The sequence below is a fragment of the Brevibacterium picturae genome, assembly GCF_900105045.1.
GTDB classification, from domain to species: domain Bacteria; phylum Actinomycetota; class Actinomycetes; order Actinomycetales; family Brevibacteriaceae; genus Brevibacterium; species Brevibacterium picturae.
The window spans coordinates 1512216-1532739 of record NZ_LT629739.1 but is presented as its reverse complement, the minus strand read 5'-3'; the positions used below and the strand labels follow the sequence as shown (position 1 = coordinate 1532739).

Below are 20524 nucleotides of genomic sequence, written 5' to 3'. Positions count from 1 at the left end.
GCAGCCGCCGAGTCGTCAAAGCCGGACGCCGCCTGCGGTGCTATTGGCCCGTAGCGGGCCGATTCCAATTCGTTGCCTTTGCCACCTTTGGTGCAGGAAGCCAGTCTGCAAACCAGCTGCCTGCACCAAAGGTGATCGACCAGTGCGCTCAATGTGGAAAGTTGCGCGCTTAGCTTCGGCCGACGCCCGTACGGGCGCGCAACCGTCCGCACCTGATCGCACGGGCGCGCACGGGCAGGCTGGTTGTGGGCTGCCGACACCGAGCTGACGCCACGGCCAAGGACGCGCTGATCCGTGACGAGCCCCGCTGAGGACTTGACTGCCCCCGAGCGATGGGTAAAGTAACTGGCATGAGCGTATTCTCGCGGGTGAGACGCTGCTTCCGGGCGTCATTCGAGGTGCCCGGCCCGGGTCTCGAGTGCCCGGTGTGACAGGCAGCTTTCACATCACCTTTGCGAATTGATACATACCTTTCAAGTGCACCGGGGGATAAGTGTTTCTCAGTTTGTACGAGCAAGAGCGTCTGATGATCTACACGGCCGGCAAGCTGGCCCTGGAGCGCAAGGACCGCGGTCTCAAACTCAACCTGCCCGAAGCGACAGCCGTCATCACCTCCTACCTTCTCGAAGGAGCAAGAGACGGAAACAGCGTCGCCGACCTGATGGAATCGGGCCGCCACGTGCTCAGCAGAGATGACGTCATGGAAGGGGTACCGGAAATGCTCACTCAGGTTCAGGTCGAGGCGACCTTCGCCGATGGGACCAAGCTCGTGACCGTGACAGGACCGCTCCAATGATGAGCAACGAACACGGACCGGCGGGATCCGGACAGGACGACGAGAAGCGGGTAAGCAACCCCAACCCGTTCGAGAACGAGGAGCTCCAGCCCGAGTATCGCACCATCGATGCCGAGCATCCCAGCGACCACCCCGGACGCGACTACGACGACGTTGCGCCGACAGTGGTCCAAGAGCCGGGAATCGACGAGCGTGAACGCCACCCCTCCTCTGGCCCCAGCGGTCCCAGCGAGCCCAGGAGACCCGGATCAGGCTCGAGGCAGGGCCCGCGCGAGGAATACGCAGCTCCGGTGACGTCCGCAGACAAGGTCATCCCCGGACAGATCTTGCTCCGCGACGAACCCGTCGAGATCAATGTCGGCCTGGCTGCGACGACCCTGCGCGTGGCCAATGTCTCCGATCGCCCGATCCAGGTCGGGTCGCACTTCCATTTCGCCGAGGTCAACCCCGGCTTGGAATTCGACCGCGAACGGTCCTGGGGCAAGAGACTGAATGTGCTCTCCGGTGGCGCGATGCGCTTCGAACCGGGAGCCGATGAGGAAGTCGAACTCGTTCCCATTCAGGGTGCACGCATCGCCCTGGGGTTCCGAGGCGAATGCAGAGGAGAGTTGGATGGTTGACATATCGAGGTCCGAATACGTGGCATCGTTCGGCCCCACCGTCGGTGACCGAATCCGACTGGCCGACACCGACATCGTCATCGAGATCGAGAAGGACTACTGCGTCGGCGGCAACGAAGTCGTCTTCGGCGGCGGCAAGTCCGCCCGCGAATCGATGGCCCAATCATCCCGGACCCGCGCCGAGGGCACCCCTGACCTCGTCATCACCGGCGTGATCATCCTCGACCACTGGGGAGTCATCAAGGCCGATGTGGGCGTGCGCGACGGCAGGTTCGTCGGCATCGGGCGCTCCGGCAACCCCGACACCATGAATGGGGTCGACCCCAACCTGGTGATCGGCCCGAACACGGAGATCGCGGCCGGCAACGGACTCATCATGACCGCCGGCACCATCGACACCCACGTCCACTACGTCGGACCCGACATGTTCCAGGTCGGACTCATGGCCGGAACCACGACGATGGTCGGCGGTGGCACGGGTCCGACCGAAGGTTCGAAGGCCACACTGGCCACACCCGGTCCCTGGTGGCTGGCGCGGATGTTCGAGAGTATGGACCCCTGGCCGGTCAACGTCCTCTTCCTGGGACGCGGCAACACGATGAACGACGAGGCGCTGCTCGAGCAGGTGCGCGGCGGTGCTGGTGGCTTCAAGATCCACGAGGATTGGGGCGCGACACCGGCCGTCATCGACAAGGCTCTGAGCGTGGCCGATGACACCGGAGTCCAGGTCGCCATCCACTCCGACACCCTCAACGAGGCCGGCTTCGTCGAAGACATGCTCGCAGCCGTCAAGGGACGCACCTTCCACGCCTTCCACACCGAGGGTGCCGGCGGTGGCCATGCACCTGACATCATCACGATCGCCTCGGAGCTCAACGTCCTCCCGGCCTCGACCAATCCGACGCGACCCTTTACGACCAACACCGTCGACGAGCACCTCGACATGGTCATGGTCGCCCACCACCTCAACCCGCAGGTGCCCAACGACCTCGCCTTCGCCGAAAGCCGAGTGCGAGCGGGAACCATTGCCGCCGAGGATGTTCTCCAGGACATGGGCGCACTGTCGATCATGTCCTCCGACGCCCAGGCCATGGGTCGCATCGGTGAGGTGGCCATGCGCACCTGGCAGACCGCTCACCAGATGAAACGTCTGCGCGGGCCCTTGGAGGGCGACGTTCGGGCCGATAACAATCGGGCCATGCGCTACGTCGCGAAGTACACGATCAACCCGGCCATCGCCCACGGCATCGACGCCCACGTCGGCTCGATCGAGGTCGGCAAACTCGCCGACTTCGTGCTCTGGCAGCCTTCGATGTTCGCGGTCCGCCCGCACACCGTGTTCAAGGGCGGCATGGCGGCGGTGGCGGCATTGGGCGACCCGAACGCCTCGATCCCGACCCCGCAGCCGGTCTCGGAGCGGATGGGCTTCAACTTCCGATCCTCCGCGGCGGCCGCGACGAGCCTGGCGTTCGTGTCCGAACGAGCGATCGCCGACGGCATCGCGGACAAGGTCAACGTCGACAGACCCTTCGTGCCGATCACCTCGACCAGGGAGGTCACGAAGGACGACATGATCCACAACTCGGCGCGTCCGACGATCGAGGTCGACTCCGACACCTACGCGGTCACCATCGATGATGAGCTCATCGAACACGAACCCGCGAAGTTCGTGCCCATGGCCCAACGCTATTTCCTGTTCTGAGAACAGGGATGATACGAAGCACCTCACGCGCAACCCTCCTGATGCTCGGCGACGGGCGACTTCCTTCGGGCGGGTACGCACACTCCGGCGGGCTCGAACAGGCCATCCGACAAGGCTGGGTCACAGACACCGCTGACCTGCACGCTTTCCTGCGCGGTCGCCTGCACACCACCGGACTGATGAACGCCGCCTTCGCGGTCTCGGCCCGACATATCCTCGGTGACAGGCACACCGGCGCCGAGGTGGGGGATCGTCCCACTGATACGACCGCGGACGCGGCACTCGGGGAAGAGATTGCGGAGTCACTCGTCGTTCTCGACGCGGAGCTCTGTGCCCGCACACCCGCCCCGGCCCTGCGCACGACGGGGGAGTGGTTGGGGACGCTGATGCTGCGGTCGATGCAGCGGATCCATCCGCATCCGCTGCTGGAGAACCTGCCGAAGGGACTGCAGCAGCCACTCGTCAATGGGGCAGTCGGTAGAGCCTTGGGACTGGGGGCTGCGGAGACGGCGGCTGTCGTGCTCCACGAAGCAGTCACCGGACCGGCCACCGCCGCGGTCAAGCTCATGAGCATCGACCCCTTCCAAGCCCACGGAGCCATCCTGTCCCTAGGCGAGGAGCTTGACGTCGCCGCGGAGGCAGCCGCCGAATACGAACTCACTTTGGCCCGGGACCTGCCGGCGCTGAGTTCGCCCCTGTCAGATTTTGCCGCCGAGATGCACGTGAAGGACCATGTTCGACTATTCGCATCCTGAGGCCAGGAGCCCCGGCACCGTGTCCTCTGCCGACGTGAAATCCAATGGCCCCAGTGGCATGACGTGCCGGGCCTCCGTGGCCACCGAGTTGAGCGAGCCGGGCCAGCCTGGGACACGCGTGTCGGGCCTGCGCGCCCAGGCACCACTCGTGCCGCGACCCACCGGCGCCAGCGGCCACGAACCCTTCATCGACCGGGACCCGAACGCCGCCCGCATCGCCCTGACCTCAGGAGCGGCCGGACCCCTCGGCGGAGACCACTACCGCTTTGACGTCACCGTCGGCGACGGTTCGAGCCTGCTCATCCGAGAGGTCTCGGCCACCCTGGTGCTGCCCGGCGTGCACGGTCACCCCTCACTGCTGGAATCACACGCCCACGTCGGCGACGCCGCAGCCCTGGTGTGGGTCCCCGAGCCGGTCATCGCCGCGAAGGGATGCCGCCACACGCACACCGTCGACATCGACCTCGCCGCCACCGCACGACTCTTCTACCGCGAAGAACTCGTCCTCGGCCGCCACGGTGAAGACCCCGGCGACCTCAGCTCCGCACTCACCATCCGCCGAGGCGGAGCTGCGCTGAGCATCCAACGCTTCGACCTGGGCCCGAACAGCCCCGGCTTCAACTCACCGGCCGTAGCCGGGAGCAGTCTGGGCGTCGGCTCCATCGTCATCGTCGATCCCGATGGGGGACTGCCGAACGAGACCGTGGTCATCGACCCGCAGACCGCGATTCTGCCCGTCGACGACACCTGCGTGCAGATCACCGCGGTCGGGGCCGACGCCCTGGCCCTGCGCAAGCGCCTCGACACCGCACTCACGCACATCGGTGAACCCTGGGGCCGCGAGCAGACCTGGTCGGCGGTGCCCCGCTGAGCCCCGTACGCGCGGCGGCACCGAGCCACCGACACACACGAATCCACAGAGATCCATCGACCCACAGAGACCACAACGAACAGGAGAGACAATGAGCACTGGAAAACGCGCACTGCGTTTGGGCATCGCCGGACCGGTCGGCACCGGCAAAAGCTCCTCGATCGCCAATATCTGCACCGCGCTGGCGCAGGAATTCCGCATCGGCGTCATCACCAATGACATCTACACCGACGAGGACGCACGCTTCCTCAAGGCCGCAGGCGTGCTGCCCGACGAACGCATCCGCGCCGTCGAGACCGGCGCCTGCCCGCACACCGCCATCCGTGACGATGTGAGCATGAACCTGCTCGCCGTCGAAGCACTCGAGGAAGACTTCGACCCTCTCGACATCGTCCTCATCGAATCCGGCGGCGACAACCTCACCGCAACGTTCTCCCCGGCACTCGTCGACGCCCAGCTCTTCGTCCTCGACGTCGCCGGAGGCGGTGACGTCGCACGCAAGGGCGGACCGGGAATCGGTCGCGCCGATCTCCTCGTCATCAACAAGATCGACCTCGGACCGCACGTCGATGTCGACGTCGACCTCATGCTCGACGACGCGAAGAAGGCCCGCGAGGGCGGGCCCGTGCTCGGAGTCTCCCGCAAGGTTCCCGACACCGTTGATGCCCTGGCTGCCTGGGTCCGCGAGGTCCACGCCCGATTCGTCAAGGGCGACCACACCCCGGTCGACCCGGGCCCGATGGCACCGCACTTCCACGCCGACGAGGACGGCGAGGGCTACATGCACACCCACGCCGAAGGCGAAGAGGCCCATCAGCACTGACAAGAACCAGCACTGACAAGAACCAGCATTGACAAGAACCAGCACTGACCGAAGGAGAACGACCGACCACCCACGGTTCGGCCCGACCATATGAAACGACGACACACCTCGGCGCTGGTGGCATCACTGGGAGCCCTCGCGCTCGTCATCTCCGGGTGCGAGGCACCCAGCGGAGGTGATTCGCAGCTGGTCATCGGCACCGAGAACATCGGCGGATACAACCCCGTCAACGGCTACTCGGTCGACGGCAACTCTCCCTTCTACGACGGGCTGCTGCGTCTGCAGGAGGACTCGGGAGAAGGGGAGATGCCGGACCTGGCACCGGCGCTGGCGGCCAAAGCACCCACGGCGAACGGTGATTCGACCGAATGGACGGTGAAGCTGCGGGAGGACGTGAGCTTCTCCGACGACTCCGCGTTCGACTCCTCCGACGTGGCGGCCACCTATCGGGCCGTCATCGACCCCGACTCTGCCTCGGAGGTCGTCGACGCATTCCGGATGATCGAGGACATCGAGACCCCGGATGAGTCCACGGTCGTCTTCCACCTGGCAGAGCCGACACCGACCTTCGCCTCACGGCTGACCTTGGGAATTCTGCCCAGCGAAGCCATCGAGAAGGGCACACCCGCCGCGGACTGGGCCGTCAACAGCGCCCCCGTCGGCACCGGGGCCTACGTCCTGGAATCCCTGACGACCGACACTGCGGTGATGGAGGCCCGCGACGACTACTGGCGCACGACGCCCGAGCTGAAATCCGTCACGGTCCAGGCCTATGAGGACTCGTCTGCGCTGGCGGCAGCGGTCGCCGACGGCAAGGTCTCCGGGGCCGCGGTGCCCCCGCGCTCGGTCGACACGATCGCCGGTGAGGGCCACGAGATCGTCACCGCCAGAACCGCCGACTGGCGCGGACTGACCTTGCCCTCTGACAACCCCTTCACCGCCTCGGCGACGGTGCGCAAGGCACTCAACATCGCCGTCGACCGGGAGAAGATCGTCGACGAGGTCCTCGCCGGCCATGGCACCCCGGCCTCGACCCCGGTCGGTGAGTTCTACGGTGACGCCTACGAACCTTCGGCCGAGTTCGATCTGGACGTCGAGGCCGCAGAAAGAATGCTCGACGAGGCCGGATGGACCAAGGACTCGGACGGGCTGCGTTCCAAGAACGGGCAGAAGGCATCCATCCCATTCACCTATCCCGCGGGGGACTCCGTGCGCGGAGACATCGCCGCCGAGGTCGCGGCCCAGCTCAAACCACTAGGTATCGGCGTCGAGGTCGAAGCCGGCGAATGGGACCAGATCGAGAAGGCCATGACGAAGCAGGCCATCGCCTACGCCGGCGGGGAACAGCCTTACAATATCGATCACCAGATCAGGGCGGCACTGCACACTCACACAGACACCTCAGGGGTCTTCGACAACCCGTCTGACGTGGAAGTTCCCGGAGCGGATGAACTCCTCGACCATGCCGCGAAGGAAACCGATGAGGCGCAGGCGAACGCCGACTACCGCAAGGTCCAGGACCTCTACATGGACGACCCCAGCTACCTCATCGTCGCCTTCCTCGAACACACCTATGTCGCCGACACTCAGGGCTGGGACGTTCCGGACACCACCTTCGAACCCCACGTCCACGGATCCGACTGGGGTCCCTGGTGGAACCTCGCGGAGTGGACGAAGAGCTGATGAGCGTCACCGTCGGATGACTCGGACTCAGGCTTTGACCAGGACTCGGATGACTCGGATGCGGGCATGAGGGGCACCCTGACCAGGAACACAGCGCGCCGGTGCGCGATCATCGTCGGGGGAATGCTCGTCGCGGTGCTGGCCGCTGGTGCGGGTGTGTTCGCCCTGGCGGCGGCCTCACCGGCGAACCCGCTGGCGCACATGATCAGCAGCTGGGAGTTCGCCTCCGCACAGGCTCGGGCCGACCTCGAGGCCGCCTACCAGTCGGGAGGCTGGCTCTCGGCCTGGTGGCACTGGCTGGTCACGGCCGTGACCTCGGGCGACCTGGGCTATTCCCGGATCCTCCACTCCCCGGTCGCGGAGATCGTGACCTCCCGCGGACTCAACACCATCGCCGCCAGCCTCACCGCAGCGGCCATCACCGTGATCGTGGTGGGCGTGGTTGCGATCGCCCTGGCTCGTTTCCCAGGATTGGCCCAGAGTTTGAGCGCCTCGGGCCTCCTCGCCGCCTGGCTGGCCGTCCCCTCGTTCCTCATCGCGCTGATCATCGTCGTCATCTGGGGTGCCCAGCTGCCCAACCCCGCCACCAGCGCCCCGATCACCCTCATCCCCGGGGTGGCGATCACCATCGCGCTCGCCTGGGCCGCCCCGCTCATCGCGGCCGCCCGATCCGCCGCCGCCGAGGTGTGGTCGACTCCGTGGGCACGTGCCCTCATCGGCCGCGGATTCTCCCGCAGCGCCCGGATCCGCACGGTTCTGCCCACCGTGCTCGGTGCCGTGCGCAGCCCCGCCCTGGTCTACCTGCCCACCATCGTCGTGGGCGAGGCCGCCGTCGAGGCGGTGCTGGCCTACCCGGGGTTGGGCAATGCGCTCGTCCAAGCCGCCGCCGGAGCCGACCTGCCGCTGCTTGCCACCGTCACCTCGATCGCGGCGGGTGTGACCACCGGACTCGTGCTGCTGGTGCGCACCGCCACAGCAGGTTCCCGTTCGGGTGCTTCTCACGAAAGTGAGGCTGCGCGCAATGCTCACCGAAGCGCAGTCGCGGGCGGTGGTCGGTCATGAGAGCTCGAGTGCCCATCCTCGCCATCGCGGCAATCCTGGCTCTGCTCATCATCGGGCGCTTCCTGCCGGTCCAGACCACCGACTTCGCGAACTCTCTGCTGCCGCCGGGGGACGGCGGAGTCGCAGGGACGGACCATTACGGACGCAGCGTTGCCCGGACCACGTGGACCGCGGCCGGGGGATCGGCTCTGGCGGCACTCATCACCGCCTCGGCGACCACGCTCATCGGGGCTGCGATCGGACTGGTGTCCACTCTCTCGCGGGCACTGTCGACAATCTCGACTACGCTGCTCATCGCCACCGTCACCGTGCCCTCGATGCTGCTGACCTTCATCGTCGTGGGCATCCTCGGCGGGGGTCGGGAGGCGATCATGGTCACGGTGGCGCTGACGCACTGGCCGATCGCGGCCCAGCTCATCGGGCCGAAGATCAGCGAAGAGTGGAACTCCGGGTGGGTTCGCTTCGACCGACGCCTCGGCGTGACCCGCAGCCAGATCCTGGCCTGGCATCTGGTGCCGGCCGTGTGGGGTCGAGTGGCCGCGGCCATGGCGATCACGTTCCCCTCGGCCGTCGTTCACGAGGCCACCACCTCCTTCCTCGGCATCGGAGTCGATCCCGCCGCGATCTCTCTGGGACCGCTCATTGCCTGGGGTCGCAATGACATGACTGTGGGAGCATGGTGGACGCTGCTCGTCCCGACCCTGGCGCTCATGCTGCTGCTTCTGCCGCCGACGATCATGTCCCGACGACTCGGAGAGAGGCCGCGATCACTGTGAACACCATCGCCCTGACCCACTGCTCTCTGCGACTGCCCTCCGGCGGAGCCCACATCCTCTCCGACCTGACCGTGACGCTGCCGCTGGGGCGCATCACCTGGCTGGTGGGAGAATCGGGTGCCGGGAAATCCACGCTCTGCAATCTGCTCGCCGGCCTGACGCCCACCCGAGCAGACGTCACCGGTCACCTCGATATGACTGGCGGCTGTCAGGACAGTCGGGCGGCGGGACACCGCGTCGGGGTCGGAAGCGAACGCATCAACGGCAACGTCGGCAATATTGACATGGGCACCCGCCGAGGCAGGAAGCAACTGGCAAGACTGCGAGGACGGGGCGAACTCGCCTGGGCCCCACAGAACGCCATGGACACGTTTCCGCGGCATCTGCGCCTGAGGCAGTGGTTTCACCGCGCGGGAATCGACAACCCTGACCTGAGCCCCTACGGCCTGGCGAACACGATGCTGGAGAGATACCCCCACGAACTCTCCGGTGGGCAGATCTCCCGAGTGTCCCTGGCTGCGGCCCTGGCGCACACGCCGAGGCTGCTCGTCTGTGACGAGCCCACGGCCGGCCTCGATCCCCGGCAGGCCGATGCCATGGTCGCCATTCTCGACGACTGCGCTCGCACCGGCGCAGCCGTTTTCGCGGTCACCCATGACCTGTCGGGCATGGCCAGGAACGCTCGCCCTGACGACCATGTCGCCGTCATCTTCAACGGACACGTCGTCGACACCTGCACCGTCGACACCTTCCTGCGAATGGGCGCCGATAACGCATACAGCCGGGCACTGGCCGCAGCCGCACCGGACGCGGGAGCTCACCCGCTGCCGCTGACTGAGGGCCACCTCGGCGGGCAGAGTTATCGTGACGGCGACGAATTGCGCAGATTAGATGGGGCTCTTCTCGGTGGCAACGATGACTGGGCACAGTCGAACATGACCCGACCGGAAGAGTCTCTGCTGGGCGAGACTCGGGCGATGCGGGGTGGTGCCGATGGAGCTGCATGAGCTCGAGATGGACTACGGACGCACTCGGATCGGACCGGTCAACGCCGATTTCCCCGCTGGGAAGGTCACCGTTCTGCGGGGCGGATCCGGCAGCGGCAAGACCACCCTCTGTTTGACCATGACTGGATTCCTCACCCCCACGGCCGGGCGCATCCTCGGCGAGCCCGGGGTGCTGGTGCCGCAGAACCCGCGCGAATGGCTCAACCCCAGACACACCGTCGACGAGGTGATCGACCGGACCGCTCGCATTCTCGGTCACAGCCTTGGAGAGGAGGAGCGTGTGGAGATTCTGGCTCGTGCACTGCTGGGGCCCGAGCTGCTCGCTCACAGGTGCGGTGAGCTCTCGGGCGGTCAGGCAGCCCGGGTGTGCCTGGCCCGAGCCCTGGCCAGCGGAGTCGACACGATCGTCTGCGATGAGCCGACCGCGGCACTCGACGCATCGAACGCAGCGAGGTTCGCCAGCCTGATCAGCGCTCTCGCCGAGGCCGGGCGCACGGTCGTCTGGGCCACACACGATCTGCCCTTGGTGATGGCGACCAACGCGGGCTGCGGCTTCGTGTCCCTCGATCGCGCCCGGTGAGCTCAGCTGCGCGTGACATCCCTGAGGGCAGGCTGGACCGTCACCCACCGGCGGACCGCGACGACGAGCAAGGCGATGAGGCCGATGATGAGCAGACCATCGGCGGCGATGTAGAACAGGTGCAGGTTGGAACCGCCGTCGTCGGTTCCCGCGAGCACGGCGTCGGTGCGCGTGTTGAGCAGAGGTCGGATCACAGCGACCTTGGCGATGAGGACGACGATCACCGCATACGTCAGCTGCCGGTATCCGGTGCCCACATGTGATTTCAGTGTCGACCACAGCAGGATCACGGCGAGGACGATCTCAACCCAGTTCATGGCGGTGAAGACCAGACGGCCGATGCCCAGCCCCAGTGGGATCGTGATGCCTGGTGCGGTGAACTTCAGCGGTGCCTCGATCAGCGAGACGCCGATGATGAGACCGAGCCAGATGGCGGGAAGAACGATGCGGCCACCTGCGGAGAGCCGAGTGTCCTGAGAACTGAAAACATTGGCCATGCTTCGGATTCTACTCCCGGTAGAACACGACTGGCGCACGAGTCGAGAAACCCCTTGCACCCATGCCCGGCACACGCGTCCTTGAGCTCTAGACTGGTGCTCATGCGTCTGTTCTCCAACGCCGTCGTGCGAACTTTTGCTCCCTCCTCTTCGGGGTCGGATGCTGCCACACTAGCCGCTGCCACTGACACGGTTCCCGACTCGGTCACGGCTCCTGACTCGATCCTCGTCAATGGCGAGACGATCGTGGCCGTGGGCACCCGAGCCGAGCTGCTCGACATTGCAGCCTCGGAGTCCTCGACGACGGCGGCGCTCGCTTCGGCGGGAGGGATCGGAGCCACCACGGTGATTCCGGGCCTCGAAATCGAGGAGATCGACTGCGGTGGGCAGGTCCTGCTGCCCGGCCTCGTCGACGCGCACATGCACTCGGTCCACTACGCAGACTCCCTGACGGACCTTGATCTCTCGAACGTCAGATCGTTGGCCGAGGCGGTCGAAGCCATCCGTGAACGCGCCAGCCGGACACCGTTCGGACAATGGGTGGTCGGCTCCGGGTGGGACCTCAACAAATGGGATGACCCGCGCTACCCCGACCGAGACTTGCTTGACCAGGTCGTTCCCGACCATCCGGTGGCGATGTGGTCGGTCGATCTCCACACGCTCTGGACGAATGCCCACGGTCTTGAGATCGCCGGCATCGATGATCTCACCGCGGACCCGTTCGGCGGAGAATTCGTGCGCGACGATGAGGGGGAGCTGACGGGACTCGTCCGCGAAGACGCCACCGACCTGGTGGCCAGATTCATTCCCGAACCCACTCGAGAGGAACAGGTCGAGCGACTCGACCGTACACAGAAGCTGTTCCTCTCCCAGGGGCTGACAGGAATCCACGACTTCGACAGCATCGCCTCAACCTTGGGGTGGTACGACCTGCGGGAAGCCGACCGCCAGCACATTCGAGTGACGAAATATCTGCGCGGTCCAGAGGTGCCCTGGGCGATCGAGACCGGATGGCACACCGGCGACGGCGATGGTTGGCTGCGCCGAGGTGGTCTGAAGCTCTTCTCCGACGGAGCCCTGGGATCGCACACCTGCCACATGTCCTCCCCCTTTCCCGAGCCGAGCGCCCACGGTGACGACGTCTCGGATTACGAGGCCGTCTCGGACGAGTCGACTGACTCGGGCGAGCAAGACTCGCGAAACCTCTCCGCGCAGGAGTCCTACACCTATCCCGGCACCGTGCCCGAGGACGTCCTGAGCAGCGAGCCGGCGGATGCCAACTACGGGATCGCGCAGATGTCAGAGGACGACCTCTTCGAAAACGCCCGGCTCGCCACCGAGGCCGGGATTTCGGTTGCCATCCATGCCATCGGCGACCAGGCCAACCATCATGTGCTCAACGTCTTCGAGCGCCTCCGTAAGACCACGAAGGAGGCCGAGGAACACTTCGAACGTCCCCTGCGTCACCGGGTCGAACACGCCCAATTCATCCAGCCGGCCGATGTCGCCCGGTTCGCCGAACTGGACGTCATCGCCTCCATGCAGCCTCGCCACTGCATCTCTGACCTGCACCTGCTTCATCTCATTGACGAATCCGCGCAGCTCGCTGCCTATGCCTGGCCGGATCTGCTCGCTGCCGGTGCTCATGTGGCGTTCGGCTCCGATGGCCCGGTCGAACCAGCTAATCCCTTCGCGGCGATCTATGCGGCGATGACCCGGGCGAACATCTCCGGAGAGGCGAGTACATCTTTCCAGCCCTGGCGCCGACTCTCCGCAGTGGAGGCCTTCCGGCAGCACACTGTGGGGCCGGCTTACGCGGCGGGGCTCGAAGATCGGCGAGGTTATCTGGCGCCGGGCATGGACGCGGACTTCATCGTCGTCGACACCGACCCCTGCGTCGCCGAGGGGCTGAGCGGCTCCGGGGGTGCAAGCGGTAGTGCTGCAGGGGCGCAGGGCACTTCGACCGATCTCGATCACGACGGGCTGCTCGGCTATGAGTCCGAAGAGGCGCTCTTCGCCCACGCCGAGGCGATCCGCGACACCACCGTGGCACTGACCGTGGTCGGCGGCCAGGTGAAGTACCGGGCCTGAGGCGGTCGAGGCGCGAACCTCGCCTCTGCCGACTTCCCTCGGTTCGCGTACCTGCCGCCTCCAGTTCGCCGGCTACTGAACTGCCGTCCCATCCATGGCGATCATGGTCGTCGCGGGAATGGTCGACGCAGCCGGTGCGTCTCGGATCTGACCGCTTCTGCCGCTGGTGGGCATGGTCGTCTTCGGCCTCGCCAATCTCCCGCGCAGACGCTCGACCTGCGACTGATCTCACCTCGGCGAGGGTGTGGGCAAGATCCAGCGAGCGGGTGGGCAATATTTGGCGTGAACAGAACGGCGATTTTCATGAGGGAAATCGACCGTCTGTTCACGCCAAATCAGCCTGGGGTGAGGTGGCATGCGGCGCTGGCCGCTGCTGTTCAGTGTTGCAGGGGGCTCAGATGTGGCGTCCGCCGGAGATCTCGGTGACGGTGCCGGTGAGGTAGCTGGACAGGCCGGAGGCCAGGAACAGCACCACCGAGGCGACCTCTTCGGGTTCGCCGGGGCGGCCCAGGGGGATCTCGGAAAGCTTCGAGTCGATGGCGTGCTGGGGCATCGCCGCGGTCATCGCGGTGTTGATGAACCCGGGCTGGATCGCATTGATGCGGATGCCCTTGAACGCGACTTCCTTGGCCACGGCCTTCGTCATACCGACGATGCCTGCCTTCGCCGCCGAGTAGTTCGACTGGCCGAGCATGCCGACCTTGCCGCTGATGGAGGAGACGTTGATGATGGCGCCGCCGCGGTCCTGTTCGCGCATGAGACCGGTGGCGACCTTGAGTCCGTTCCAGGTTCCGCGCAGGTGGACGGAGATGACGTCGTCGAACTCCTTCTCGGTCATCTTGCGGATCGTGGCGTCGCGGGTGATGCCGGCGTTGTTGACCCAGATGTCGGCGCCGCCGAAGGTCTGCGTTGCCGCCTCGGCGAGTTTCTCGGTGTTCTCCAGAGAGGCCACATTGCACACGACTCCGGCGGCAGACTCTGCGCCGCCGAGTTCGTCGACGGCCGCCTGCAGGCTCTCTTCATTCATGTCGCCGAGCACGATCTTCGCTCCGGAGTTCACGAGGGTGCGGGCCATGGACAGACCAAGCCCCTGGGCTCCGCCGGTGACGACGGCGACCTTGCCGGTCAGCAGTCCGGGGATCTCGGAGACAGCCTGGACGGTGGAGGCGGCGGTGGTGGAGTCAGTCATAAGAGCTCTCTTTCGTGGATCGTGATGTGCGACGTGCGTGACTTACAGGTTGAACTGTGGTTTGTGGGCACCCTTGAGCAGCTGCCGGGCGACGACGACGCGCTGGACCTCCGAGGTGCCCTCGTAGATGCGGAAGAGTCGAGCGTGACGGTAGAAGCGTTCGACCGCGGATTCGCGCATATAGCCTGTGCCGCCCTGGATCTGGACACCCTTGTCGGCGATGCGACCCAGCGCCTCGGAGGCGAAGAGCTTGGCCGAGCTGGGGCCTAGCTTTCGGTCCTCTTCGCTGTCCCAACGTTTCGCGGCAGCGAGGACGAGGGCCTTGGCCGCGGCGGTTTCGGTGTACATATCGGCGAGCATGGCCTGGACCAGCTGGAACCGGGCGATGGGCTCTCCGCCCTGTTTCGCCTCGGCGGCGTAGTTCACGGACTCATCGAGGATGCGGGTGGCCTGACCCACGCAGATCGCGGCGATGTGCAGGCGACCCTTGTTCAGGGAGGCCATCGCGGCGTAGAAGCCCTTCTCCTCCTCGCCGCCGATGAGGTTCGCGGCGGGGATGCGGACGTCGTCGAAGAAGATCTCCGAGGTCCACGCTCCGGCCTGTCCCATCTTGTTGTCATGTGTTCCGACCGTGACACCGGCCGTCTTCGTCGGGACGAGGAAGACGGAGATGCCCTTCGAGCCCTTCGCGTTCGGGTCGGTGCGGGCGAAGACCATGAGCACATCGGAGGACTCGGCGTTGGTGATGAAGCGCTTGCTGCCGTTGATGACGTAGTCGTCGCCCTCACGCACGGCGCGGGTGCGCATGCCCGAGGGGTCTGACCCGGCCTCAGATTCGGTGAGAGCGAATGAGGCCACGACCTCGCCGGAGGTCAGCTTCGGCAGCCACTGGCTCTTCTGCTCATCTGTGCCGTAGTTGACGAGCACCTGCCCGGCGATGCCGTTGTTCGTGCCGAAGACGGACCGGAAGGCCGGTGTGGTGTAGCCGAGCTCCATCGCCAGCTGCGCGTCCTGTTCGGCATTCATGCCCAGGCCGCCGTATTCCTCGGGCAGCGCCCAACCGAAGAGTCCCATCTCGGCAGATTCCTTGATGATCGTCTCCGGGATGGCGTCGTCGGCCTCGATGTCGAGCTCGATGGGCACGACCTTCTCGCGGACGAATTCGCGGACGATCGACAGGACGTCATCCAGTTCCGAGGTATCCATTCTGCGTTCTCCTTGTGTGTTGAGACAGTGTGGTGAAGACGGTGTTGTCGCCGAGGCGGCGGCTGGGCCCCGTTGTTGCCGAGGCGGGCTAGAGGCTGTCGATCCAGGCGCGGACCTGCTCGGAGTCGGCACCGAGCTCAGGCGGCGCGAGATCGTAGGAGACCTCGGATTTCGCCAGTCGGATCGGATTGCGGATCGTGGGAATGACGCGCTCGCCCTGACCGGTCTCGACGATCGGTTCGAGGCCGAGGTCCCGGGCACGCTCGACTCCCTGGGAGATCGAGTTGATCGGGGCACAGGGCAGGCCGACTGCCGTGAGTTTGTCGAACCATTCCTGGGCCGTGTGGGCTTGGAGAGCTTCGAGGAGTTCGGGCTCGAGTTCGTCCCGGTGAGCGTTGCGGGTCTTGGCCTTGGCGAACCGTTCGTCGTCGGCCCAGTCCGGTCGACCGAGGGCCGTCGCGAGCGTGGCGAACTGACGATCGTTGGCTGCGGCGACGATGAGCTGACCGGATTTCGTGTCCATCGGCTGGTAGGGGTAGAGGCTGGGGTGGGCGTTGCCCATTCGCGTCGGCGTCACACCTGCGGCGGCATAGGCTCCGGACTGGTTTGCCAGGCCCGACATCGCCGAGGACATGAGGTTGGTTTCGACTAGCTGTCCTTCGCCGGTGAGGTTCTTGTGCTGGATTGCAGCCATGATCCCGATCGTCGTGTGCAGACCGGTGATGACATCGAAGACCGCGACGCCCGCACGGTAGGGGGAGCCGTCGGGGCTGCCGGTGACGCTCATGAAGCCGGACATCGCCTGGACCAACAGGTCGTAGCCGGGCAGTGCGTTGTGGGCACCGAAGCCGGTGACCGAGGCAAAGATGACCTCGCCGTTGGTCTCTTTGACCGAGTCGTAGTCGAGGCCGAACTTCTTCAGGCCGCCGGGCTTGAAGTTCTCGACGATGATGTCGGCACGAGCGGCCAGCTTCTGGGCGACTGCGAGGTCGTCAGCGTCAGCGAAGTCGAGGACGATGTCGTACTTGTTCCGGTTGATCGACAGATAATAGGTGGCGTCCTCATCGCGGGCAGGTGGGGCCCAATGCCGGGTGTCATCCCCGCTGGGACCCTCGACCTTGATGACCGTGGCGCCGAGGTCGGCGAGCATCATCGTGGAATACGGGCCGGCGAGGACGCGCGAGAAATCGACGACGACCTGGCCCGACAGCGGGCCGTCGCCTTCACGGGGGAGGAAGTCAGCGATGGATTCCGTGCGGTCGGTCGGATCCGATGTCCCCGCTCCGTGCCGGGACGAGGATTGTTCCTGCTGGGACGAGGGTTGGGCCGCAGCGGTCTCGCCAGTCATCTATGAAAGCTCCCGTTGGTTCTGATTGGTTCTGCGTATTCTGACCTTCGTCGTGATTCTGAAGTTCGTCAGAGTGTTTCACCCCACAATATAGCAACATGAGCAATAATGAGAAGAGATTGTTATCTGAAACGATATTTAAGCGAGTGCGTGTTGGATGCGGCCGCGGGGGCCGGGAGAAGGAGGCATGATGGAGATTCAGCAGGTGCGCGCCTTTCTGGCTGTCGCCGAGGAGCTGCACTTCGGTCGTGCCGCTGAGCGCCTCGGAGTGCTCCAGCCCCCGCTGAGCAGGACGATCAGGGCTCTCGAGGACGACCTCGGCGTCTCGTTGTTCCAGCGCACGACCCGCAATGTGCGGCTCTCACCCGAGGGTGAGGCGCTGGTCGAGCCGGCACGGAAGATGCTCGAGTATCAGAGCCTCGCGGTCGACTCGGTGCAGCGTGCGGCGTCGGGGGAGACCGGGCGCATCAGTTTCGGCTTCGCCCGGTCCTCGTCCCGGTCCTTGGTCGCCAGCCTGGTCACAGCCTCGCGGGAACGCAGCCCAGGAATAGTCTTCAGCCTCGAGTCGAATGTCTTCGCCGAGGAGGGGCTGTCGCGACTCGTCGACGGCACCCTTGATCTCGCGCTGGTGAGATGGAGCAAGCAGCCGCCGGGAGTGACGGGTCGAGCGGTGATGATCGAGCGTCTGTGCGTTGCCTTACCTGATGGCCACCGTCTGGCCGGCCGATCCTCCATCCGAGTCGAGGATCTGGCCGACGAAGACTTCATCACTCTGCCGGCACATCCCAGCTCGACCCTGCGTGAGAACACGATGCGCCTGTGCCACGACGCAGGCTTCACGCCTCGCCAGGCGCAGACTGCCCCCGATACCCAGACGATCGGCGCACTGGTCGCCGCAGGGCTGGGAGTCTCGATCACCTTCGACTCGGTCTCCGCGAACACGCGTGAAGTCGGCACGGTCGCCGTGCCCCTCGATATTCCCCAGGACCCATCGACGCTGTACCTGGCGCACCGAAGCGACCACGGCAAGCCGTCGTTGGATGCAGTGCTGGCCCTCGCCGAGGAGGTTCTGCCGACCGTGGAGTGATTGCTGCGGGTGCCGCCGACGGCTGGCGATCGGCGGCTGGCGACCCCGCCCCCGCAGGCCTCCGTCGCGGAGACCTCACAGCTTCGCGTTCCACGCATCGAGTCGTTCGCGCAGCAGCTCCGCCGTCATATCAACCCGGCCGATGCCCAGGTAATTCGGCAGCCAGGTTTCGACGCGGTCATGTGCCGATGCTGCCGCCTGCACATCCCAAGTGCCGATGTCATCGACCGCGGCACCCGACAGTCGCTCGTACTCCTCGAGAAACAGTTCGGCTGCGCTGGGGGAGCCGAGGAGCACAAGGTCCTGCCGGCACCACGCCAGGTCCACCCCGCGCGGACCCGAACGCGCGCCCGACCAGTCGACGACTCCGGTCAGACGGCCGCCCCTCCACAGTGCATTCCCGCACCAGAAGTCCGAGTGGATGAGCACGGCGTCGCTCATGTCCAGGTGGTCCCACTCTCGTTGAGCCCGCTTGATGATCGGAGCGTGTCCGCGAAGTGGTTCTGCGGGGGTCGGTCGCAGCCCGCTGCCGTCGAGTTCATGAATGCGCACGAGCGCGGCCGCCATCTCCGTGGCCATCGTCAGCGGTGAGAGATCTGGGGTCGGTGCACTGCCAGCAACGCGTGAGGTGACGATGACGGGATCGTCGAGCTCAGCGGAGGCCGCCACCAAGTGTGGGACCCATGCGCCGAGGGAGGAGAGCCGTCCCAATACTTCGGCTTCTCGCACGGCCGCGTCGTGGTGCGCTGGAAAGGCGCGGACGACCAGTTCGCTCTCGCCAGTTGTGGTCAGGAGTGTGGTCGCATGCTGGCCGCCGGTGAACTCTTCGACGAACGTCAGCTCTCGACCGAGCAGCGCTGAGGCCGACCTCATTGCGCGCAATTGGGCTTCAGTCATGAGAGCCGTGCCGTCGATCTGCGAGCAGACGCTTCAGACCCTCGGCGTATCGCCTCGCGTGCCAGCGGAAACAGATCCGCAGGACCCAGGTCGAGGGTGTGCTCCAGCCGGTTCATCCCAAACTCCTCGTGCTTCCGGGCAACTTCTCCTTGTGATCGGCGCCCGCTCCTGCCTACGATACAAACACAGTACTGAGCGAACGCTCGGTTTCCTTCACGAACGACGGAGTTCTTTCATGACAGAGCAGGCCAGCAGGGACGCGCAGAACCACCTCGGCAAGCGATTCAGCGGTCAGGTCGCACTCATCACAGGTGCCAGCCGCGGCATCGGACTCGGCATCGCGAAGCGACTGCAGGCCGAGGGTGCCGCCGTCGTCCTCACCGCACGCAAACCCGAGGCCCTCGCCGAGGCGGTCGCGCAGTTCCCCGACGGCACTGCCCTGGCCATCGCCGGGAAGTCCGACAATCCCGAGCATCGCGCGGAGGTCTTCGACACGATCGCGGAGAAGTTCGGCCGCCTCGACGTGCTGGTCACGAACGTCGGCATCAACCCGGTCTACGGGCCGCTCATCGACATCGATCTCGACGCTGCTCGAAAGATCCTCGACGTCAACGTCATCGGCACGCTCGCCTGGGTGCAGGAGGCGGTCCATCACGAGAAGCTCGGCTTCCGCGAGAACAAGGGCCGGGTCGTGAGCATCTCCTCCGTCGCCGGTCAGGTCCCCAGCCCCGGCATCTCCTTCTACGGCATCTCGAAGGCAGCGGTCTCCCACCTGACCAAGTCGCTTGCCGTCGAACTCGGCCCGGACATCCGCGTCAACGCCGTCGCCCCAGCCGTGGTGAAGACGAACTTCGCTACAGCGCTCTACGAAGGAAAAGAAGAGGAAGTCGCCTCCGTCTACCCGGCCAAGCGACTCGGAACTCCCGAGGACATCGCCGGCGCCGTGGCCTACCTGGCTTCTTCCGACGCGGACTGGATCACCGCGCAGGTGCTCACCGCCGACGGCGGCGTCATTACCGCCGGCGGAAACGCCTGAGAGGCACAACCGACACGACCCCAGGGTCAGGCACCGCAGAAGTGCCGTGGGGTCGAGAATTTCGCGTGAACAGAAGTTCGATCGCAGCGAAGAATTACACACTTCTGTTCCCGCGAAATTCTAGGATGGGTGAAATTCCTGTGGGGCTGTGGAGTGGGCGGGCCACCCGACTAGGCCCCCACCGCCTGACCAGGCCCCCACCGCCTGACCAGGCCCCCATCACGGTGTTTGTCCACCGTTAGCGATACCACTAGACTTGGCCCCGTAAGTGCATGGCCATCAGTGACCACGCACGCAGACAAGTTCATAGCCACACAGGTTATAGGTATATAACCACATAAGTTCATACTGCCGTTAAGACATGACGTGGGAGAGCTGCTCGGTCGCCGCAACTGCTTCAGTTGCCCAGCTTCACTGTGCAGCGCCGTAGGTGCAATTCCCTCCCCGGGAAACTCTCAGGCCCAGTACCACCGATTGCAGGCATATCTGAAGGAGCCG

General features: G+C 65.5%; 19 protein-coding genes and 1 riboswitch. Of the genes, 14 read left to right on the top strand and 5 right to left on the bottom strand.

The window, feature by feature from the left end; all coding sequences use genetic code 11:
* Positions 1–493 precede the first annotated feature (493 nt).
* From BLT92_RS07210 to BLT92_RS07160, 11 genes are all read left to right on the top strand, one after another.
* The gene (locus BLT92_RS07210) at positions 494–796 is read left to right on the top strand and encodes an urease subunit gamma (protein WP_092104410.1); all 303 of its coding nucleotides are present in this window, start codon (positions 494–496) and stop codon (positions 794–796) included.
* Complete coding sequence (locus BLT92_RS21315) at positions 793–1416, top strand: urease subunit beta (protein WP_231939075.1); 624 nt, start codon at positions 793–795, stop codon at positions 1414–1416. The genes BLT92_RS07210 and BLT92_RS21315 overlap by 4 nt, the downstream gene beginning before the upstream one ends.
* Entirely contained in the window at positions 1409–3118 is a 1710-nt protein-coding gene (locus tag BLT92_RS07200) for an urease subunit alpha (protein WP_092104409.1), read from the top strand. The genes BLT92_RS21315 and BLT92_RS07200 overlap by 8 nt, the downstream gene beginning before the upstream one ends.
* A gap of 8 nt (positions 3119–3126) precedes the next feature.
* Positions 3127–3873: an urease accessory protein UreF gene (locus BLT92_RS07195; protein WP_092104407.1), complete on the top strand. Its 747-nt coding sequence runs from the start codon at positions 3127–3129 to the stop codon at positions 3871–3873.
* Complete coding sequence (locus tag BLT92_RS07190) at positions 3851–4744, top strand: urease accessory protein UreD (protein WP_092104405.1); 894 nt, start codon at positions 3851–3853, stop codon at positions 4742–4744. The genes BLT92_RS07195 and BLT92_RS07190 overlap by 23 nt, the downstream gene beginning before the upstream one ends.
* 91 nt (positions 4745–4835) lie before the next feature.
* A complete protein-coding gene (gene ureG / locus BLT92_RS07185; RefSeq protein ID WP_092104403.1) occupies positions 4836–5567 on the top strand; it encodes an urease accessory protein UreG in 732 nt (243 codons plus the stop codon).
* A 90-nt stretch (positions 5568–5657) separates the two neighbouring features.
* Entirely contained in the window at positions 5658–7250 is a 1593-nt protein-coding gene (locus tag BLT92_RS07180) for an ABC transporter substrate-binding protein (RefSeq protein WP_092104401.1), read from the top strand.
* Positions 7251–7316: 66 nt separating this feature from the next.
* The gene (locus tag BLT92_RS07175) at positions 7317–8312 is read left to right on the top strand and encodes an ABC transporter permease subunit (protein ID WP_092104400.1); all 996 of its coding nucleotides are present in this window, start codon (positions 7317–7319) and stop codon (positions 8310–8312) included.
* Positions 8309–9088: an ABC transporter permease gene (locus BLT92_RS07170; protein ID WP_092104398.1), complete on the top strand. Its 780-nt coding sequence runs from the start codon at positions 8309–8311 to the stop codon at positions 9086–9088. The genes BLT92_RS07175 and BLT92_RS07170 overlap by 4 nt, the downstream gene beginning before the upstream one ends.
* Positions 8989–10095, top strand: coding sequence for an ATP-binding cassette domain-containing protein (locus tag BLT92_RS07165; protein ID WP_092104397.1), 1107 nt, complete (start codon positions 8989–8991; stop codon positions 10093–10095). Before BLT92_RS07170 ends, BLT92_RS07165 begins: the two co-directional genes overlap by 100 nt.
* Complete coding sequence (locus BLT92_RS07160; RefSeq protein ID WP_092104395.1) at positions 10082–10675, top strand: ATP-binding cassette domain-containing protein; 594 nt, start codon at positions 10082–10084, stop codon at positions 10673–10675. Before BLT92_RS07165 ends, BLT92_RS07160 begins: the two co-directional genes overlap by 14 nt.
* Before the next feature lie 2 nt (positions 10676–10677).
* Here the strand turns inward: BLT92_RS07160 and BLT92_RS07155 are convergent, their stop codons facing one another.
* Positions 10678–11172 (bottom strand): hypothetical protein, encoded by a 495-nt coding sequence (locus tag BLT92_RS07155; RefSeq protein WP_092104393.1) that lies wholly within the window; start codon positions 11170–11172, stop codon positions 10678–10680.
* Between the two features lie 102 nt (positions 11173–11274).
* Between BLT92_RS07155 and BLT92_RS07150 the strand changes: the two genes are divergently transcribed.
* Complete coding sequence (locus BLT92_RS07150; protein ID WP_172802568.1) at positions 11275–13263, top strand: amidohydrolase; 1989 nt, start codon at positions 11275–11277, stop codon at positions 13261–13263.
* 394 nt (positions 13264–13657) lie between these two features.
* Here BLT92_RS07150 and fabG read toward each other — a convergent pair whose 3' ends face one another.
* From fabG to BLT92_RS07135, 3 genes are all read right to left on the bottom strand, one after another.
* Positions 13658–14452, bottom strand: a complete 795-nt coding sequence (gene fabG, locus BLT92_RS07145) for a 3-oxoacyl-ACP reductase FabG (RefSeq protein ID WP_092104389.1) — start codon at positions 14450–14452, stop codon at positions 13658–13660.
* A 42-nt stretch (positions 14453–14494) separates the two neighbouring features.
* Positions 14495–15658 carry an acyl-CoA dehydrogenase family protein gene (locus BLT92_RS07140; protein ID WP_092104388.1) on the bottom strand — a complete coding sequence of 388 codons (1164 nt, stop codon included), beginning with the start codon at positions 15656–15658 and terminating at the stop codon, positions 14495–14497.
* 88 nt (positions 15659–15746) lie between these two features.
* Positions 15747–17006, bottom strand: a complete 1260-nt coding sequence (locus tag BLT92_RS07135) for a CaiB/BaiF CoA transferase family protein (RefSeq protein WP_092104386.1) — start codon at positions 17004–17006, stop codon at positions 15747–15749.
* A gap of 187 nt (positions 17007–17193) precedes the next feature.
* Between BLT92_RS07135 and BLT92_RS07130 the strand changes: the two genes are divergently transcribed.
* Entirely contained in the window at positions 17194–18093 is a 900-nt protein-coding gene (locus BLT92_RS07130; RefSeq protein WP_092104384.1) for a LysR family transcriptional regulator, read from the top strand.
* Between the two features lie 75 nt (positions 18094–18168).
* Here BLT92_RS07130 and BLT92_RS07125 read toward each other — a convergent pair whose 3' ends face one another.
* Positions 18169–18990 (bottom strand): phosphotransferase family protein, encoded by an 822-nt coding sequence (locus BLT92_RS07125; RefSeq protein WP_231939074.1) that lies wholly within the window; start codon positions 18988–18990, stop codon positions 18169–18171.
* A gap of 235 nt (positions 18991–19225) precedes the next feature.
* On the opposite strand from BLT92_RS07125, the gene BLT92_RS07120 reads away from it, so the two are divergent.
* Positions 19226–20026: an SDR family oxidoreductase gene (locus BLT92_RS07120; protein WP_092104382.1), complete on the top strand. Its 801-nt coding sequence runs from the start codon at positions 19226–19228 to the stop codon at positions 20024–20026.
* Positions 20027–20383: 357 nt separating this feature from the next.
* A riboswitch (glycine riboswitch) is annotated at positions 20384–20506 on the top strand.
* Positions 20507–20524: the final 18 nt, after the last annotated feature.

Bases quoted from the DNA above. Each gene is read 5' to 3' on its own strand.
- BLT92_RS21315 (WP_231939075.1), top strand. From the start codon at position 793: ATGATGAGCAACGAACACGGACCGGCGGGATCCGGACAGGACGACGAG.
- BLT92_RS07200 (WP_092104409.1), top strand. From the start codon at position 1,409: ATGGTTGACATATCGAGGTCCGAATACGTGGCATCGTTCGGCCCCACC.
- BLT92_RS07195 (WP_092104407.1), top strand. From the start codon at position 3,127: ATGATACGAAGCACCTCACGCGCAACCCTCCTGATGCTCGGCGACGGG.
- BLT92_RS07190 (WP_092104405.1), top strand. From the start codon at position 3,851: ATGTTCGACTATTCGCATCCTGAGGCCAGGAGCCCCGGCACCGTGTCC.
- ureG (WP_092104403.1), top strand. From the start codon at position 4,836: ATGAGCACTGGAAAACGCGCACTGCGTTTGGGCATCGCCGGACCGGTC.
- BLT92_RS07180 (WP_092104401.1), top strand. From the start codon at position 5,658: ATGAAACGACGACACACCTCGGCGCTGGTGGCATCACTGGGAGCCCTC.
- BLT92_RS07175 (WP_092104400.1), top strand. From the start codon at position 7,317: ATGAGGGGCACCCTGACCAGGAACACAGCGCGCCGGTGCGCGATCATC.
- BLT92_RS07170 (WP_092104398.1), top strand. From the start codon at position 8,309: ATGAGAGCTCGAGTGCCCATCCTCGCCATCGCGGCAATCCTGGCTCTG.
- BLT92_RS07165 (WP_092104397.1), top strand. From the start codon at position 8,989: ATGGTGGACGCTGCTCGTCCCGACCCTGGCGCTCATGCTGCTGCTTCT.
- BLT92_RS07160 (WP_092104395.1), top strand. From the start codon at position 10,082: ATGGAGCTGCATGAGCTCGAGATGGACTACGGACGCACTCGGATCGGA.
- BLT92_RS07155 (WP_092104393.1), bottom strand. From the start codon at position 11,172: ATGGCCAATGTTTTCAGTTCTCAGGACACTCGGCTCTCCGCAGGTGGC.
- BLT92_RS07150 (WP_172802568.1), top strand. From the start codon at position 11,275: ATGCGTCTGTTCTCCAACGCCGTCGTGCGAACTTTTGCTCCCTCCTCT.
- fabG (WP_092104389.1), bottom strand. From the start codon at position 14,452: ATGACTGACTCCACCACCGCCGCCTCCACCGTCCAGGCTGTCTCCGAG.
- BLT92_RS07140 (WP_092104388.1), bottom strand. From the start codon at position 15,658: ATGGATACCTCGGAACTGGATGACGTCCTGTCGATCGTCCGCGAATTC.
- BLT92_RS07135 (WP_092104386.1), bottom strand. From the start codon at position 17,006: ATGACTGGCGAGACCGCTGCGGCCCAACCCTCGTCCCAGCAGGAACAA.
- BLT92_RS07130 (WP_092104384.1), top strand. From the start codon at position 17,194: ATGATGGAGATTCAGCAGGTGCGCGCCTTTCTGGCTGTCGCCGAGGAG.
- BLT92_RS07125 (WP_231939074.1), bottom strand. From the start codon at position 18,990: ATGACTGAAGCCCAATTGCGCGCAATGAGGTCGGCCTCAGCGCTGCTC.
- BLT92_RS07120 (WP_092104382.1), top strand. From the start codon at position 19,226: ATGACAGAGCAGGCCAGCAGGGACGCGCAGAACCACCTCGGCAAGCGA.